15 protein-coding genes are annotated in these 16,559 nt (G+C 51.1%); 10 read left to right on the top strand and 5 right to left on the bottom strand.

Annotation, left to right across the window (positions count from 1 at the left end; genetic code table 11):
• Positions 1–54: 54 nt before the first annotated feature.
• Positions 55–2,607: a hybrid sensor histidine kinase/response regulator gene (locus tag C5S61_RS22140; RefSeq protein WP_110518971.1), complete on the top strand. Its 2,553-nt coding sequence runs from the start codon at positions 55–57 to the stop codon at positions 2,605–2,607.
• A 163-nt stretch (positions 2,608–2,770) separates the two neighbouring features.
• On the opposite strand, the gene chrA is transcribed toward C5S61_RS22140, so the two are convergent.
• Positions 2,771–3,937 (bottom strand): chromate efflux transporter, encoded by a 1,167-nt coding sequence (gene chrA / locus C5S61_RS22135; RefSeq protein WP_110518969.1) that lies wholly within the window; start codon positions 3,935–3,937, stop codon positions 2,771–2,773.
• Positions 3,938–4,138: 201 nt separating this feature from the next.
• Between chrA and C5S61_RS22130 the strand changes: the two genes are divergently transcribed.
• From C5S61_RS22130 to C5S61_RS22105, 6 genes are all read left to right on the top strand, one after another.
• Positions 4,139–5,350 carry a WXG100 family type VII secretion target gene (locus C5S61_RS22130; protein WP_164689720.1) on the top strand — a complete coding sequence of 404 codons (1,212 nt, stop codon included), beginning with the start codon at positions 4,139–4,141 and terminating at the stop codon, positions 5,348–5,350.
• 123 nt (positions 5,351–5,473) lie between these two features.
• Positions 5,474–6,358 carry a hypothetical protein gene (locus C5S61_RS22125; RefSeq protein WP_110518965.1) on the top strand — a complete coding sequence of 295 codons (885 nt, stop codon included), beginning with the start codon at positions 5,474–5,476 and terminating at the stop codon, positions 6,356–6,358.
• 199 nt (positions 6,359–6,557) lie between these two features.
• On the top strand, positions 6,558–7,784 hold the full coding sequence (locus C5S61_RS22120) for a WXG100 family type VII secretion target (protein WP_110518963.1): 1,227 nt from the start codon (positions 6,558–6,560) through the stop codon (positions 7,782–7,784).
• A gap of 11 nt (positions 7,785–7,795) precedes the next feature.
• The gene (gene trhO, locus C5S61_RS22115; RefSeq protein WP_110518961.1) at positions 7,796–8,569 is read left to right on the top strand and encodes an oxygen-dependent tRNA uridine(34) hydroxylase TrhO; all 774 of its coding nucleotides are present in this window, start codon (positions 7,796–7,798) and stop codon (positions 8,567–8,569) included.
• The gene (locus tag C5S61_RS22110; RefSeq protein WP_110518959.1) at positions 8,566–9,222 is read left to right on the top strand and encodes an SDR family oxidoreductase; all 657 of its coding nucleotides are present in this window, start codon (positions 8,566–8,568) and stop codon (positions 9,220–9,222) included. The genes trhO and C5S61_RS22110 overlap by 4 nt, the downstream gene beginning before the upstream one ends.
• Before the next feature lie 12 nt (positions 9,223–9,234).
• Positions 9,235–9,936, top strand: coding sequence for a hypothetical protein (locus tag C5S61_RS22105; protein ID WP_110518957.1), 702 nt, complete (start codon positions 9,235–9,237; stop codon positions 9,934–9,936).
• Here the strand turns inward: C5S61_RS22105 and C5S61_RS22100 are convergent.
• From C5S61_RS22100 to C5S61_RS22085, 4 genes are all read right to left on the bottom strand, one after another.
• The gene (locus C5S61_RS22100) at positions 9,908–10,636 is read right to left on the bottom strand and encodes a PIG-L deacetylase family protein (protein ID WP_110518956.1); all 729 of its coding nucleotides are present in this window, start codon (positions 10,634–10,636) and stop codon (positions 9,908–9,910) included. The two genes, C5S61_RS22105 and C5S61_RS22100, sit on opposite strands and share 29 nt — an antisense overlap.
• A gap of 96 nt (positions 10,637–10,732) precedes the next feature.
• Complete coding sequence (rsmI, locus tag C5S61_RS22095) at positions 10,733–11,620, bottom strand: 16S rRNA (cytidine(1402)-2'-O)-methyltransferase (RefSeq protein ID WP_110518954.1); 888 nt, start codon at positions 11,618–11,620, stop codon at positions 10,733–10,735.
• Positions 11,621–11,638: 18 nt separating this feature from the next.
• Positions 11,639–12,058, bottom strand: coding sequence for a hypothetical protein (locus tag C5S61_RS22090; RefSeq protein WP_110518952.1), 420 nt, complete (start codon positions 12,056–12,058; stop codon positions 11,639–11,641).
• A gap of 197 nt (positions 12,059–12,255) precedes the next feature.
• Entirely contained in the window at positions 12,256–13,338 is a 1,083-nt protein-coding gene (locus C5S61_RS22085) for a YihY/virulence factor BrkB family protein (RefSeq protein WP_110518950.1), read from the bottom strand.
• A gap of 383 nt (positions 13,339–13,721) precedes the next feature.
• Between C5S61_RS22085 and dnaX the strand changes: the two genes are divergently transcribed.
• From dnaX to recR, 3 genes are all read left to right on the top strand, one after another.
• On the top strand, positions 13,722–15,455 hold the full coding sequence (gene dnaX / locus C5S61_RS22080; RefSeq protein WP_110518948.1) for a DNA polymerase III subunit gamma/tau: 1,734 nt from the start codon (positions 13,722–13,724) through the stop codon (positions 15,453–15,455).
• Between the two features lie 74 nt (positions 15,456–15,529).
• Positions 15,530–15,838 (top strand): YbaB/EbfC family nucleoid-associated protein, encoded by a 309-nt coding sequence (locus C5S61_RS22075; RefSeq protein WP_345720658.1) that lies wholly within the window; start codon positions 15,530–15,532, stop codon positions 15,836–15,838.
• A 71-nt stretch (positions 15,839–15,909) separates the two neighbouring features.
• On the top strand, positions 15,910–16,524 hold the full coding sequence (recR, locus tag C5S61_RS22070; protein ID WP_110518944.1) for a recombination mediator RecR: 615 nt from the start codon (positions 15,910–15,912) through the stop codon (positions 16,522–16,524).
• The last annotated feature ends 35 nt before the right edge of the window (positions 16,525–16,559 follow it).

Below are 16,559 nucleotides of genomic sequence, written 5' to 3'. Positions count from 1 at the left end.
GCTTTTTGGATTGGCTCACGTTGTTGTTTTGGCAGCAACTATTGAGAAGTGTGTATGCGACGTTCGCCACTTGCTCGGATTCGCAATGCTCTGCTGATTGGCTTAACGCTTTCGTTATTGCTGATCGCAGGCGGTTTGGCTTGGTTTTGGTGGTCATTTGATCAAGCGCAGCGCCAAGGACGTGCGCTCAATGCTAACGAACAATTGATTATCTATAGCGTTATTGGGGCCGCCGCCGTGGTTGGGGCGCTGATAACCCTGATTATGACAATGCGCAGCGTGCGCCAAACTCGCAAGCCATTTGAACAATTGCCAAGCGAGTTCGACCCCGATCAAGCAATTGAAGCGGGCAATTCGGGCGACCCGCTGATTGACAACACCTTGCAAAAAGTTGAGGCCTTGCGCCAACATCTCTTGGCGCGCCAAACCAGCTTAACCAGCCAAACCAGCCAATTGCATACAACCCAAGGCCGCCACGAAGCGGTGTTTAAATTGGCTCGCTTGCTCAATAGCACGCTCGAAATTGAAACCTTGCTCAACGATTTTGTGCGATCGTTGGTCAAAAAATTTGATCTTTCGTTTGTTGGCGTTGGCTTGATTGAAAATAGCAGTATTGTGGTGCGCCACGGCGTTACGCGCAAAGCAGAGCAAATCGAGCAAACTTCGACCTTGTGGCTGGCGCTCAGCGCGGGGATTGCCGCCGAAGCTGCTGCCGAAAGCCAAATTATCATCAAACGTCAGCCACCATTTGATACTGAATTGCCCTCGCCAAGCACCGTCGCAACCCAAGTTGCCCATCCGTTGATGAATAGCGGGCATATTATTGGCGTATTGTTGAGCCAAAGCAGCCAAAAACTCGATGAAGAAACGCTCAACCATTTGCGTGATATAGCCGAATTACTGGCCTCATCGCTGAGCAATGCCCAATTATTTGCCAATGCCCGCGAACGCGCCACCAATTTGACCGCGATCAACGATTTGGCCCGCGCAATCAGCACCTCGCTTGATCTCAAGCGGATTTTGGATACAGCACTCCAGCAAATTCGCCAGCTTATTCCCTATGATCAAGCAACCGTCACGACCTATGATGTGGGCAGCAACATGTTCCAAGTGCTGGCGGCCAACGATGCAGATTATGGCATGTTGAGCGCTGGCCAAGAAACCGAGGGCAACGGGCCGTTACGCACCGCCTACGAAGCAGGCCATCCGGTGTATATCGCCGAGGTCGAGCATCATACCGGCCAGCCGTTGCAATTGCCATTTGCCGATGAAGCTCAATCGTTGTTGATTCAGCCATTGACCACCGCCGACGTGCGCTTGGGCACGCTGAATTTGACCAGCCGCCGCCCGAATGCCTTTGACGAACAACAAGTCAGTTTGTTGGGCGGTTTATCGCACTTCCTGACTACTGCTTTGGTCAACGGTCGTTTGTATAACCAACGCGCCCAAGCTTTGCAACAACTTGAGCAAACCCAAGATCACCTGCTGTTCGTCGAGAAATTACGCGCACTTGGCGAATTGGCCAGCGGCGTTACCCACGATTTCAACAACTTGTTGGCAGGCATTTTGGGTAATGTTCAGGTGTTGATGGGCGAATTGCAAAATCCTGAGCAACGCGAAACCCTGCGCGTGATTGAACGCGCCGCCAAAGATGGAGCCGAAACCGTCAAGCGGATTCAGCGTTTTGCCCGCAAAGATGATGGCGAAATTGACGCGCCGGTTGAATTGCACGAGTTGGCCGAAGATGCACTCGATTTGACCAGAGTGCGCTGGCGTAACGCCGCCCAAGAGCAAGGGGTTAACATCGAATTGCAACGCGAAATTCTGAATGTGCCAACGATTCGGGGCCATGCTGCTGAATTGCGCGAAGTGCTGACCAACTTAATTATCAATGCTGTCGATGCTATGCCCAATGGCGGTATGCTGCGGGTCGCCACTGGCCAGCGCGGCTCGGAAGTCTTTGTTTCGGTGGCAGATAGCGGCGTTGGTATGAGCGAAGAAGTCAAAGCAAGGATCTTCGATCCATTCTTTACGACCAAAGGCGAGCGTGGCAATGGCTTGGGGCTAGCGGTTTCAGCGGCAATCGTTTCGCGTCATAGTGGCCGAATCGAAGTCCAAAGCATCGAAGGTCGCGGCACCAACTTCGCAATTTGGCTGCCAATGCTCGAAGTCGATTTTGCCCAAGTTGAAGCCACCGACCACGACATTCCCAACGTGCGCGGCAGTATTTTGATCGTCGAAGATGAAGAATTGGTGCGGATTGCGCTGAGCCGCATGTTGGCAGCGTGGGGCCACGAAGTTGTGAGCGCCGATAGTGGCCGCGATGCACTGGCCAAATTCCGGCCTGGGATGTTCGATTTGGTCATCACCGACCTTGGTATGCCCGATATGATGGGCTGGGACGTGTTGCGCTTCATTCGCGAGCGCGAACATGGCATTCGCACGATGATGCTCTCGGGCTGGGCACGCCAGATCGATCCTGCTGAAGCCAAATTGCGCGGCGCAGATGTGGTTGTTGCTAAGCCGTTTGATCAAGCAGTTTTGCGCACAACTGTTGCTCATTTATTGGCAGGCACGCTCGATCTTACGCCGCGCGTCATTGCCTAAACGACGATAAGCTTCCCTCACCCCAACCCCTCTCCCACGCGGCGGGCGAGGGGATTTAATCGCGTGGCTTTTACATAATTTATGATGAAAACGGGTGCTCCCCCTCGCCCGCGTTCAGTGGGCGAGGGGGTTGGGGGGTGAGGGCATACTCCAAGATTCAAGCTTAAAGTAGCAACGCGAGCAGCCCCAAAACCCCCGCCCCAAGCACCACCGCCGCCGTAGCCCACTTGGCCTTCCAGCGATAAAGTAACCATAAACTCAGCCCGGCGATGAGCAATGCCAGCAGTGCTGGAGCCAACTCACGCGGCCACGCAGCCAGAATAATTTGGCTGGTTGTAACCGTAATCAAGCCAACCACTGCTGCCGTAATCCCATCGAGAAAGGCATGAGTTGCCGCATTGGCAATAATGCGTTCGAGCCAATGATGGCCAAGAATCGTAAATAAAAAGGCTGGCAAAAATGTGCCTGCGGTCAAAGCCAAGGCTCCAGCAAAACCACCGCCAAGATAGCCCACAAAGGTCGAGAAAATAATCAATGGCGCTGGCAAAATCCCAGAGAGTGCCAAGCCATCAATAAACTGTTCGTTAGTCATCCAACCGCCAACAACCACCGCATCGTTCTGCAAAAACGGAATCGCCGTATACGCGCCGCCAAAAGTCAGCAAGCCCGTGCGTAAACCATAACCAAATAAACTCAACACGCTGGGCGCAGCTAAAACCGCCAGTACCAACAGCGGCAACCACGAACTATGCAAACTAGTTTTGTTTAATTGCGGCTTTTGCAACAGCCAATAGGCCACGCCCGACAGCAGCAGAATCGCAATAAAATGCACACCCATAAATGTCGCAATACCAGCAAAAATTGCAATTGCCCAGAGCTGACGATTGAGCAACGCATGCGCGCCAATTTTATGGACAGCTCGAATAATCAAGGCTGCCACTGCTGGCTTGAAGCCAAACAAAATCGCCCCAATGCCAATTGCGCTCATGCCATAGGCCACATAGGCCCACGAAAGCCCAAGCATCAGGATAAACCCAGGCAGCATAAAGCCCAATCCCGCCAGCACAGCGCCAATTCGGCCACGGGCAACCATGCCAAAATAGACACACAATTCATGGGCTTCGGGGCCGGGCAAGGCTTGATACACCGCCAGCACCCGATTAAAATGCTCGCGCTCAATCCAGCGTTCTTCCTCAACCAACTCTTGACGAATCATGGCAATTTGGGCGACAGGCCCGCCCCACGCCAAAAAGCCAAAGCGCAAAAAGCGCAGAAATAGCCGCAAACACGATTCATGAGGTGGACGAACAGAGGTTGGCAGCTCAGCCATAAACTGTTCCTTAGCAAAAGGCGAATCGCTGGCATTGTATGCCAAAAAAGCCCTCTTTACAGCGCCAAATTCAGTATGGTATAGTCATCGTCATATATAGGTAACCGCTTTGCTATACTCTCCGCATCGTGACCCTCGCTATACCCTGTTACCTCCTCGGCAGATTGATCACTACCCGTCAAATCAATGGAGGCAGTGTGTATGGGTAATGAGATCGTTCAAATCGACTATCAAGCAGCCAAGCAAGTAGCGCAACGCTTCGGCAAACAACAAACTCAGGTTCAAGCAATTGTACAAAGCCTCAAGCAAACCATCCAAGCGCTTGAGAACGGCGGTTGGCAGGGTGATGCAGCGAATGCCTGTTTCAAAGAGTTTCATAGCATAGTTGTGCCAGCCTACACGCGGCTTTGTACGGTGCTAGGCGAAGGCCAAAGCACGATGCAAACTATCGCAACGACGTTTCAGCAAGCAGAAGCAGAAGCTGCCGCGCTCTTTCGCGACATGTTTGCCGCTACAAATGGAACCGAAGGCGGATTAACCAAGGCTGTCGGCGGCAATAATGGTAGCAGTGAAGAATTGAGCAGCAACCAATCAATAAAAGCTTTCTCAGTTGACCCAGGTGGTGGTGGTGGTCAACCAACCAGTGAATTAGAAACGCTCATTCAATCGCTCAAAAATCAATGCGTCGATCCCAACGTTATTCTTGATGCCATCGCTAAAGCCACAGTTGAAGAACGCCAAGCTATTTTAAATAATCCCGAATTAATGCAATATATCAAGACCAGTGAAGGTACAGCCGCCGATGTTATTACGGCAGCCTTGCTTGAAGGTGCACTCTTCTGGCCGGCAGCCTCTGGGCCAGGCGATAATGGCGCAATTCAACCTGATGTCATCAATCCCATAACGGGCGATGCTCGAACGAATGATTTCGCGCTGTGGATGCGCGGTGAAGCTGGCCCCCCAAATTCGCTCAATGGCACAATGAATTGCTGGGAAGCAACCATGTATGCTGCTTATTTAAGTGGCGAAATTAGCGAAAGCCAATTACGTGAAATTCATCAAAATGCTGCGAATGCAGGAGCCAACTATTATTCGGTGATTGAAAATGCCTTAGGTGCAAATCAGCGCACAGACTGGACAACAGGCGATCAGCCAGCTGCTGGCAGCATCGTCTTTTTTGAAGGTAGTGGTAGTCCATTATCGCACGTTGCCATTGCTACAGGGCGAACAACTCCCGATGGTAAGACCGAAATTATGAGTTTATGGGTCTTACCACAGGATGCAAACGGAAACTTTGTGCGATCGATGCAACGAACGACGATTGAAGATTTAGAGGCTTCAATGGCAGCCGCAGGGATGCCACCAGATAAAATAAGCACGACACCCAATCCTTGGGATCAGCCAAAGCCTTAGTTAGGATAGTTTGTGATGAGTTTATCATCTCGTTTCTGCTTGATTCTGGGGCTTGCTGGTGTATTGCTCAGTGGTTGCGCTGCGGCAATACCCACCACGCCACAGCCAGATAAGGATTCTGTTATGCCAACACTTGAAACAGCCCAAGCCACCAGCATTCTTGGCTTTATTCCTTGGGGCGAGGATGGATTAAAACCGATCGATATTCCAACATCGCTGCCAAATCAGCCCCTTGGCCGCATGACTCCCGAAATTATTCTTGATACTCAGCAGCAACCATGGTTTTGGCTCGATGGTCGAATCATCAAGGTTGCCGATGGTCGCTATTGGGATATTAATCAGGCAATCAAGACCAGCGCAACAGCGGTTATGCCAACGACCCAAGGCTTTGTGGTGGCTGTCGCTAGCCCAGGCACTGTGAGTATTCAATTGCTCGATTTAGAAGCCAAGGTTGTTTGGCAGCACGAACGCCCCTTCGAATTGCCCAATGAGCTTGATCAACGCCAACTCCTCTTACAAGATAATGGTCGAGTTTGGCTCTATGCTGGTAATCGTAGCGGCTGGCAGCTTTGGGAAATTAATCTGCAAACGGGCGAATTAAGCCCCCAATTTGCCCAAGAGGCCCCTGCTCCAAGCCAGATTTGGCTCTATAACGGCGTTGTGCTGTGGTGGACGTACCAAGCCAGTAGCCAAACTCGCCAATGGCAGCGCCATGATCTTGCCAAGCAAACCACGAGCACCATCGAGCAATCGCCACTCAATCGCTGGTTTTCCAACATTAAATCGGCAACTCCTGCTGGCGGAGCCTTGCTGGTTAGCAATAATGAAGTTATTTGGATGGATGCTGCTGGTCAGGAACAAACCCGCCTAGCCAGTAACGATCTTCTACCACCAAGCTGGGAAGCTGAAAAATATTCGCTCATTCCAAGCCGTGCGGTTATCAATGCCCAAGGCGCAGTGCTCTGGCTCGGCTTTGATCAACGCGGAGTCTATTTGCTCCAATCGTGATCGAACCAGCAATCGAGGACATGTACAAGGTTGTGCATGTCCTCAGTAGGCTTCGCCACTACTTCATTTAAAAGCCCTCTTTACAGCGCCAAAAGAGTATGCTATAGTCGATACGTGCTTGATTGCACACCTCTCTCAATTTACCCAACAACAAACATTTCAATAATCTACCAGCCGATTAGCAACGGAGCATAGGCCCATGGCTATGCAGATTGTCCAAATTGACTATCAGCTGATCGACCAACTCTCTCAACGCTGCGCCACCCAACAAAGCCAAATTCAAGCCATCTTGCACCAACTCAGGCAAACCATCCAAGCGCTTGAACATGGCGGCTGGCAGGGCGATGCAGCTACCGCATGTTTCAATCAGTTTGATGACGAAATCGTGCCAGCCTACACGCGCTTAGCCCTTGTTTTCGCTGAGAGCCAATCTGTGCTCAAAGCCATTGCCAAGGCTTTTCACGAGGCCGAAGCAGAAGCAGCGGCGCTGTTTAACGCTGAGCACGAGGCGCTTGCGTTGCAGGCCAAGCCAATCAATGAGCAAATTCCACCCGAAGTCATTGCCCAAACTGTTGATCAGTTTCTCGCATGGCTTCGGCCACAACAATCCAGCTTGGTCATCGAAACCATTCGGCTGATTCCGTTGGGGCTACGACGGTTTTTACTTAATCAATCAATGGTACGCGAAGCAATTCGGGCTTTGCCTGGCACGCTGCCGCAAATCATCATGGCTAGCCTGCTCGAAGGCTCGTTAACATGGTCGCAGGCTTCGTTGATGTTAACAACAGAGGGTCTTTTTAACGATAAAGCCCCAGCACCCAATGCAATGTATCCTGAACGTGAGCCACCCGTCGATCGAAATTTTGCTCAATTAGTTAATTTCCTTCTAGCGGATAGGAATCGACCTTTAAGTTCTTTTGATATGTATGGCCGTACTTTTTTACCTCAAACGTATGATCAATGGAATATGAACTGCTGGGAATCAGTAATGTATATTGGTTTGCTCTCAGGCGATCTTTCTTTAGCGCAGCTTGATGTTATGTATACCAATGTTATTACCAAAATCGACCAAGCAAGCGCTAATGGCACAGATCAACTAACGGCTGCAAACCAGGCTTTGGCTGAAGGCTTAGGCTATAATCCAGAGCAAATATGGAGTTCAGGCCAAATCGAAGCAGGTAGTATTGTTTTTTTTGTCAGCAATGGTAGTCCGCTAAACCATGTCGCGATGGCGACTGGCAAAATGATCAATGGTTCACCCGAACTGATCAGCTTGTGGGATCGACCAAACAATACTAAAAGCGTGCAATTCACCACAATTGCCGAATTAAAGGGTTCTGATGACACCATCACCTATGCGCCAAACCCTTGGCTGAACGACAAACAACCATCGTGGTACAATATCGAGACGATTATTTCTAGCTGAAATGAACACCTATGGACATCTTAGTCATTGCCTTTTATAAATTTGTTGACCTGCCCGATTTTGCCGCCAAACGCGACGCATTGCGCGATTTTTGCAACCAACGCGGCATCAAAGGTACGATTTTGCTCGCCCACGAGGGCATTAATTCAACCGTTGCTGGCCCCGAACCAGCCATACGCGAATTGCTCGATTTTCTGCGTAGCGACCAACGTCTAGCCGATTTGGTTTGGAAGGAATCGTGGACAAGCCAAATGCCGTTTCAGCGCATGAAAGTGCGCTTGAAAAAGGAAATCGTGACCCTCGGCATGCCCGAAATCAACCCCAACGATGGCGTTGGAACCTATGTTGATGCAGAGCAGTGGAATATGCTGATCAACGATCCCGAAGTGATTGTGATTGATACCCGCAACGATTATGAAGTGGAAATCGGCACCTTCCCGCATGCGCTCAATCCCAAAACCGATTCATTCCGTGAATTTCCAGCGTTTGTCGAGCAAAACCTTGATCCTCAGCAACATCCCAAAGTGGCGATGTTTTGCACCGGCGGCATTCGCTGCGAAAAAGCTACGGCCTATATGCTGCGCAAGGGCTTTCAAGAGGTGTACCATCTTGAAGGCGGAATTTTGAAATATTTAGAAACCGTCGAGCCAAGCAGCAATCAATGGCAGGGCGAATGTTATGTCTTTGATCAACGGGTTGCAGTTGATGATGATCTCAAGCCAGGCCACTACGATTTAGACCAGCCAACGGGCTTGCCACGTAAGCGTGAGGAAACCAGTTTATGACCATTATCGCCTTAGCCGGAGCGACGGGTTACACAGGCCAGCGGATTATTAGCCAAGCTGCCAATAATCCCGCATGGCAGGTTCGAGCATTGGTGCGCCAAAGCGCCAGCAACAAAAGCCATTTTCCCTTGGGCCAAGATTTTGCAATCTGCGATTTTGGCGATCAAGCCAGCGTTGAGGCTGCGCTTGAAGGCTGCGAGGCCGTCTTTCAAACAATTGGCACAACTCAGGCCCAATTTAATGCTGATGTAAATTACGAAACTGTTGATTATGGCACAACCATCGCTTTGATTAAAGCCGCTCAGGCGCAGGGCGTACAGCGTTTTGTGCTGCTTAGCTCGGCGGGCGCTGGATTGCCGCTTGGCTCGTATTTGCGCTGGAAGGCCAAAACTGAAAAAGCCGTGCGCGAAAGCGGCCTCGATTGGACAATTTTGCGGCCTGCGGCGATTGTCGGGCCAAGTCGGCGGGCAATTCAATTGGCAACCTTGCCCTTTGCCTTGCTCAGCAAATTGCCATTAATTGGCCGCTTGGGTGCGGTAATGCGCCCAGTTGATGTCAATGATTTGGCTTTGAGCTTTTTCAAGAGCCTCGAAGACCCAACCACGATTGGTAAAACCCTTGAAGGGCGCTCATTCTGGCGCTTAATTCGCTAAAAAGGAGAACTTATGCAACATCTACCAACAGAAGCGTTATTGGCACGGCTGCGAGCAGCACACCTTGGCTCGGCAGTCGAGCCAGCCTTACAACTGGCGGTTGAACGCAACGCTGGGCGCATGCGTCCGCTCAGCGATCAGCCTTATTTGTATCATTTAGTCGAAGTTGCCTTGCAAATTGTCGAGGTGTTTGGCATTCGCGATGAAATTGCCACCGTGATTGCGCTCTGGCACGATTTGCTTGAAGATGATCAAATTAGCCGCGACGAACTACTGCAATACATTAATACCCGACCTGCCTTGGTACGGCTTGGCGATTTATTTCCCTTGTTGGATGGCTTGGATCGGCATAACAAAACTACTGAGCAATATTATGCGACGATCGCGATCTTGCCACCACAAGCGTTTTGGGTTAAAACCAGCGATCTCTTGAGCAACACCAGACCAATGCCCTTGCTCGATTGGCAGCGGCTCAAACCACGCTGGATCGCCAAATATAGCGTAGAATTGGCCCGCGAGGTGCTTGATGTTGGGCGTTTCGAGCAAAAACGCGCCTATCCCACCATTCGTAATGCCTTGCTCGATGTACAACAGCGGTTGCTTAACGGCCTGCAAAACGACGAGGACCGTTGGCATGAAATTGCAGCCTACGATCCTCGCTTTATCAGTTCAGCCCAACGCTTGCTTAATCTCGAACAAGGGTCACGAGCTTAAACGATTCGGCCAATTCGCACTCGACCCCAGCCTCGCGAGCCAACTTTGCGGTAGACACAGCCCACTCACGCATCATCTGCTCCGGCTCCCAATCGCCCAATTGGCATTTGTGCTCACGCAAAGCCTTGAGCTTCAACTGAAAATCTTCCTCAGTCAAACCAATCCACGTATCAACTTGCGCACCACCCATCAAATAAACCTGACGAACATTGTGTGGCTCAAGCCCTTCTTCCAAAAGTTCAGGGAAGATCAAACGGGTTGAGGCTGCGGGCATAATTGCCGCAAAGGTTGCATTGCCAGCCGCCACATGGTCGGGATGGTTCAAATAATCGTCGCTATAGCGGAAAGCTGGATCTTGGCAAACCACAATATCAGGCTTGAAGCGCCGAATCACCCGTGTAATTGCCTTGCGCACTTCTTGGGTTGGTTCTAACGCTGCATCTTCAAAACGCAGAAAGCTCACATCGGCCCCAACATGCGCCGCAGCAGCGCGTTGCTCAGCTTGGCGAATTTCAGCCAAACGCTCAGAAGTCATGTTGGGGTCGCTTGAGCCATTGTTGCCATCGGTACAGAGACAAAAATGGATCTCGTGGCCCTCGCGATACCAACGTGACAACGTGCCACTACAGACAAATTCGGCATCGTCGGGGTGGGCAACGACCACCAAAATCCGTTTGGGTGTAAATGTTTGCTCGCTCATGCAAGACCTTTCGTCACACACTGCTCAGGGCAGCCAGATTAATTCCCAAGCTTAATCATACGCCTTAAATGACCAGTCAGAAGTGCGACTTTGGGCTTATTCTGGCAAGTTGCTCCATTCGCTATAGACTTGATGGCGATCAAGCTCGTATTGTTTGGCGAGCTGTTTGGCGGCTTTGGTTCCCGTCCAGCCTTCAGCACGCAGGCGTTGCAACTCAGCCCGAATCAAATTCCAATCGACATCAGCAGGCGCTTCTTCGACAATAACCCCAAGCTCGTTGGTTGTGCTGCTGGTTGGTTTGCGTTTGGCTGGGCGAGTAGCACCGCCGATCATCAACACAAACTCGCCGCGTGGCTCGGTCGTATTGAAATGCGCCACCAAGTCGCTGAGCGTGCCACGCACAAACTGCTCGTGCAATTTGGTTAATTCGCGAGCCACCGCCGCCGGACGATCGCCCAATACGCTCAAGGCATCGGCCAAACAATCACAAATACGGTGCGGCGCTTCATACACCACCAAGGTTGCTGGAATATCGACAACTTCGCTGAACAGAGCAATTCGTTCTTTCGAGCGGCGTGGCGGAAAGCCCAAATAATAAAAGCGATCGGTTGGCAAGCCAGAAGCGCTAAGCCCAGTAATCACCGCGCTTGGCCCAGGAATTGGCACCACCGCAAAGCCAGCGCCAATCACCGCCCCAACCAACTCATAGCCAGGGTCGGAAATCGCGGGCGTGCCTGCATCGCTGACCAAGGCCACATCATCGCCGTTGGCCAAGGCTAGCAAAATCGTATCTAGACGGGCAAGTTTATTGTGCTCGTGGTAGGCAATCAGCCGCGTTTCAATCTGATAGCGTTGCAGCAATTTGCGGGTGTGGCGCGTATCTTCGGCGGCAATTAAGCCAACCTCTTGTAAGATGCGCAAACCACGCGGACTAATATCTTCAAGGTTGCCAATTGGGGTGGCAACCACATACAGTACAGCCATAACCTTCCTTCGTTGTGCTTAATGGCCTTGCTCAATCTGGTCTAAGAGACTATTCCACAATTGCATGCGTTCGATGCTGCCGCCGATGTCGGGGTGGTGCAAGCGGGCCATGGCCTTGCGAATCGCACGGGCTTCATCGGGGCTGAGTTTGGGCAATTGTTTGGTTTCAACCCGAATCTGTTCGCTATCGTAGCGCCCGCTATACCAACGCAGGCGTTCGCATTCAACGGTTAATTCATTGTTTTCACGAATCATATCGAGCATATTTTTGACAGTTTTATTGTAGGCATTCGATGTTTCGTTAAGCTGTTGCTGAACCTTTTCCAGCCGTCGGCGCAACTCGCGATTGGCAACCTTAGCTTCCTGCAACTCGCGCTCCATGCGCTTATATTCACGGTCGACTTGATATGCTTCTTCGGACTGCCGCAGGTCTGTCATAGCATACACTCCTCTTTGATGGCTTGAACGGCTATCGTAGGGCAGCCAACTTGATTTGTCTACTGATCGAATTGCCGATTGACTCAGGCTTGTCGCGCATGGTATCATGAAATCAGATAAGCCCCCAAGACTTCTCTCCTAAGCCTAAAATAACGAAGCGGAGCCGAAGCCCCGCTGTTTTGCATCGTGTTTGTAATTTAGGATGATGGTTTATCCTTCAGCAAGCTTTTGAATGCACCCGCAACGACTGCCAGCAAAAAGCCCAAAACAGCCGCCACATAGCGTTGTTTTTCCAATGATTTAAAGCGTTCAGTCACGATAACTTGTGGTTTACCAGCGCTGGTTGCTGGGCGTGGCGTGCGCTGATCACGTGGCGAATGGCGGTTGCTCATACCTTGTTCAGCGCGGGCAGCGTCAGTAACCGCAACGGCATTATCATCAGGAACAACATGCGAACCATACATATTGGCATACACTTGGGTAAATTCAGCGCCAAAAAAGAGAATTTGGCTCGAATAATAAACCCACACGAGGATAATAATCAATGAGCCAGCTGCACCAAAGGTCGAGGCCGTGCTACTGCGGCTCAGATATTGGCCAATCGCAAATTTACCAATCGTAAACAGCAACGCCGTCAGCGCTGCACCAATCCAAACATCGCGCCATGCCATTTTGACATCGGGCAAGAATTTGAACAGCAGCGCAAATACCACTGTGATAATTCCAAATGAAACAATAATATTGACCATCTGAAATACGATACCAATCTCTTCGCCAAACAGCCAATTTTTACCAGCATCAAGAATCGTGCTGATAATTAACGAAACTAAGAGCAAAAAGCCCACGCCCAGCACCATCGTGAACGAGAAAAAGCGTTCTTGCACAAAGCCCCAAATGCCACGGCCTGGCTTTGGCTCAACGCCCCAAATGGTGTTCATGGCATCTTTGAGCTGGCCAAACACGCCCGAAGCACCAAAGAGCAAGGTTGCCACCCCAATCAGTGTGCCAATAATACCAGATTTCTGGTTGCTCGATTGCTCAATAATCTCGTTGATCGCTTTGGCTGCATCGTTGCTAATCAGGGTCGATAATTGGCGGGTTACTTCACCGCGCGCCGCCTCTTGATCAAACACCAAACCAGCAATACTAATCGCGATGATCAACAGCGGAGCCAAGGAAAATACCGTGTAATAGGCCAAGGCCGCACCTAAGCGAGGCACTTTATCATCGCCCCATTCTTTGAAGGTTTGCTTAAATAAATTCAGGATGCTTGGCTGCATCTGGGCCTCCTCGCTTGCATAGGTTAAATCCTCAATTCGTGCTAGATTGGTTAATTGCAACTCGTATACCACGAGAAATTGGCTATAGGCGCTGGGCTATGTGTATTGGTTCATTGGATTGACAACCAAAAGCATGCCCTCACCCCCAGCCCCTCGCCCACGAAAACGCGGGCGAGGGGTGTCGATTTTGTGGTTCTAATCTCGATCATATTCTTTTGCCTTCATCCCTCATCCTTCATAATTTCTTTTGCCTTCATAATTCATCCCTCATCCTTCATAATTTATTCTGCCTTCTGCCTTCATAATTCATCCCTCATCCTTCATAATTCATATCGGTGGGCATGCTATAATTGAGACTGATGTTTCAAAAGGGTTGAGTATAGATGTCGTCGCAAGCGTTATATCGAAAATGGCGGTCGCAGACCTTCGATGATCTGGTTGGCCAAGCCCATATTGTGCAGGCCTTGCGCAATGCAATCGTGGCCAATCGGATTGGCCATGCCTATTTATTTACCGGGCCGCGTGGGGTCGGCAAAACCAGTGCCGCGCGGATTCTTTCCAAGGCGGTCAATTGTGAGCAAAGCGATCCGCGTTTGCGGCCTTGTGGCGAATGCAGCGCCTGCCGCTCGATTGTCGAGGGCCGCGCCGTCGATGTGATTGAGATGGACGCAGCTTCGCATACCAGCGTTGATGATGCGCGCGAAATTATTGAAAAAGTGCAATTTCGCCCAACCCAATTTCGCAAAAAAGTCTATGTAATCGACGAAGTGCATATGCTGAGCACCGCTGCCTTCAATGCGCTGCTCAAAACCCTCGAAGAACCACCAGACCATGCCATGTTTATTTTGGCGACGACCGAATTTCACAAAGTGCCAGCGACGATTCTTTCGCGCTGTCAGCGTTTTGTCTTCAATCGGCATACCATCGCCAACACAATTGCCCACCTCGAATGGGTTGCTGGCGAAGAAGGCGTTTTCCTTGAACCTGGCGTGGCTGAAGCGATTGCGCGGGCGGCAACTGGCTCGATGCGCGATGCAATGAGCATCCTCGATCAGCTGATGGGCTATGGCGAGCCACAAATTCCATTAAGCCGCGTCCAAAGTTTGCTGGGGGCAACTGCCTCGCGCGAGGTCGAAACCTTGGTTACGGCGTTTGCTGGCGAAGATGTGGCCGCAGCGCTCAGCGTGATCAACACAATTGCCGACCAAGGTGCTGACTTACGCCAATTTACCCGCGATGTGGTGAGCTATCTACGTGGCCTGATGCTGCTCAAATCGGGCGGCTCCGCCGACTTGCTCGATGTTGGCCACGATGTTTTGGCAACCATGCAAAGCCATGCGCAACAATTAGCCTTAGCCTCGATTTTGGCTTGGCTCAAAATCTTTAGCGGGCTTGATCATCAATTGCGCACCACGCCCTATGGCCAGTTGCCTTTGGAGATGGCGGTTGTCGAAGCCTTGGTTGTGCCAGCGCCAGTTGTGGTTGCAGCACCCAGCCCAATTCGCGCTGGAGTTGCGCCAGTAGCCCGCCCAACACCAGTGCCAGCAGCACCCCGCCAAGCAGAGCCAGCAGCGCAGCAACGGCCAACGCCAGTTGCTCCAGCGGCAGCGAAGGTTGAGCCACCAAGCGTTGAGCAACCACCACAGGTTGTTGAATCAGCGTCAGTAACCGTGGCAGCGGTCGTAGCAGTTCAACCACTGCCTGAGGCCGAGCAACATATCGTTTTGGCCGAATCAGAAATTATCTTGGCTGAAGTTGAAGCGGTTTGGTTGCAGGTAATCGAAGATCTCAAGCCCTACAACCCACGCTTGCAAGCGGTGCTCAAAAGCTGCGAGCCATTGGGCCTCGAAGATAATACCTTGCTGATTGGCACGCCATCGCCGTTTCACACCAAGCAGCTTGATGACCAAACCCAGCGCCGTTTGATCGAAGACCTGCTGGCCAAGGCAGTTGGTCGCCAAATCTTTGTGCGCGGCGAAGAAGCCAACCGCGATCAGCAAAATCGTGCTCGTGATGCTCGTCGCCAGCGCGAAGAGATTATGAAGGATCACATTGTCAAAGCAGCGCGCAACATCTTCGATGCCCGCATTGTTGGCGTGCAAGAGGATGGCAGCTAAACTACTTTGACATTTAGATTGAATTTCTTATACTTGCACTGCTTTAGGATAGCAATTTTCTACAAAGGAGTATCATAATGGATCGCAAAATGCTCAATCAATTGCAACAAATGCAAAAGAAATTGATGCAAGCTCAAGAAGATTTGGGCAAAACCTTGGTCGAAGGCAGCGCTGGCGGCGGTGTGATTGAAGTCAAAATGAATGGCCACCGCGAAATTCTCAGCATTGTCATTGCACCAGAAGCGGTTGACCCCAACGAAATTGAAATGCTACAAGATTTGCTGATGTTGGCAATCAACGATGCCTCGAAGAAGGCCGAAGAGCTTTCAAACGCCAAAATGGGGCCACTCACTGGCGGCTTGAACATTCCTGGCTTATTCTAAAACGGCGGCTAACCCCGATTCAGGGTGGTCGTGCGACCACCCTGTTTTAACTTAACTGTGGAGCGTGTACTGTGGCATTTGGGTACGATACAATTACGCCAGAACCAGTTTCAAAATTAATTGATGAATTTAATCGCTTGCCTGGAATTGGGCCAAAATCGGCCTCACGCTTGGTTTTCTATCTGCTGCGCGCCAAACGCGAGCAATCGGAGCGCTTGGCCAACGCGATTATGGCCATGAAAGATACCACGATTTTTTGCAATCGCTGCTTTAATATTACGGTTGATGACCCGTGCAGCATTTGCACCAATGCCAATCGCAATGAACGCCAAGTTTGTGTGGTCGAGGAGCCGCTGGATGTGGTGGCGTTGGAGCGTACTGGCGAGTTCAAAGGGCTGTATCATGTGCTGCACGGCGCAATTTCGCCTGTCGAAGGCATTAACCCCGAAGATTTGAAAATTCGCGAGTTGCTCAGTCGCTTGCGGGTTGAACCAATCGAAGAAGTGATTCTTTCGACCAACCCCAACCTTGAGGGCGATGCCACGGCAGCCTATCTGGCGCGTGAGATTATCCCCTTGGGTATTCGCGTAACCCGCTTGGCGCGGGGCTTGCCGATGGGCAGCGATTTAGAGTATGCAGATGAAGTAACCTTGGGTCGCGCGCTGCAAGGCCGCCGCGAAATGTAAGCAGCGCATTGCAGAGCGGTCGCGGTGTGGTATGA

It is taken from the genome of Herpetosiphon llansteffanensis (assembly GCF_003205875.1).
In the GTDB taxonomy this organism is placed as follows: Bacteria; Chloroflexota; Chloroflexia; order Chloroflexales; family Herpetosiphonaceae; genus Herpetosiphon; species Herpetosiphon llansteffanensis.
The sequence above is the reverse complement of the archived record's forward strand: the minus strand, read 5'-3'. Positions and strand labels throughout refer to the sequence as shown.

Coding starts and splice junctions, on each gene's coding strand:
- C5S61_RS22140 (WP_110518971.1), top strand. CDS start 55: ATGCGACGTTCGCCACTTGCTCGGATTCGCAATGCTCTGCTGATTGGC.
- chrA (WP_110518969.1), bottom strand. CDS start 3,937: ATGGCTGAGCTGCCAACCTCTGTTCGTCCACCTCATGAATCGTGTTTG.
- C5S61_RS22130 (WP_164689720.1), top strand. CDS start 4,139: ATGGGTAATGAGATCGTTCAAATCGACTATCAAGCAGCCAAGCAAGTA.
- C5S61_RS22125 (WP_110518965.1), top strand. CDS start 5,474: ATGCCAACACTTGAAACAGCCCAAGCCACCAGCATTCTTGGCTTTATT.
- C5S61_RS22120 (WP_110518963.1), top strand. CDS start 6,558: ATGGCTATGCAGATTGTCCAAATTGACTATCAGCTGATCGACCAACTC.
- trhO (WP_110518961.1), top strand. CDS start 7,796: ATGGACATCTTAGTCATTGCCTTTTATAAATTTGTTGACCTGCCCGAT.
- C5S61_RS22110 (WP_110518959.1), top strand. CDS start 8,566: ATGACCATTATCGCCTTAGCCGGAGCGACGGGTTACACAGGCCAGCGG.
- C5S61_RS22105 (WP_110518957.1), top strand. CDS start 9,235: ATGCAACATCTACCAACAGAAGCGTTATTGGCACGGCTGCGAGCAGCA.
- C5S61_RS22100 (WP_110518956.1), bottom strand. CDS start 10,636: ATGAGCGAGCAAACATTTACACCCAAACGGATTTTGGTGGTCGTTGCC.
- rsmI (WP_110518954.1), bottom strand. CDS start 11,620: ATGGCTGTACTGTATGTGGTTGCCACCCCAATTGGCAACCTTGAAGAT.
- C5S61_RS22090 (WP_110518952.1), bottom strand. CDS start 12,058: ATGACAGACCTGCGGCAGTCCGAAGAAGCATATCAAGTCGACCGTGAA.
- C5S61_RS22085 (WP_110518950.1), bottom strand. CDS start 13,338: ATGCAGCCAAGCATCCTGAATTTATTTAAGCAAACCTTCAAAGAATGG.
- dnaX (WP_110518948.1), top strand. CDS start 13,722: ATGTCGTCGCAAGCGTTATATCGAAAATGGCGGTCGCAGACCTTCGAT.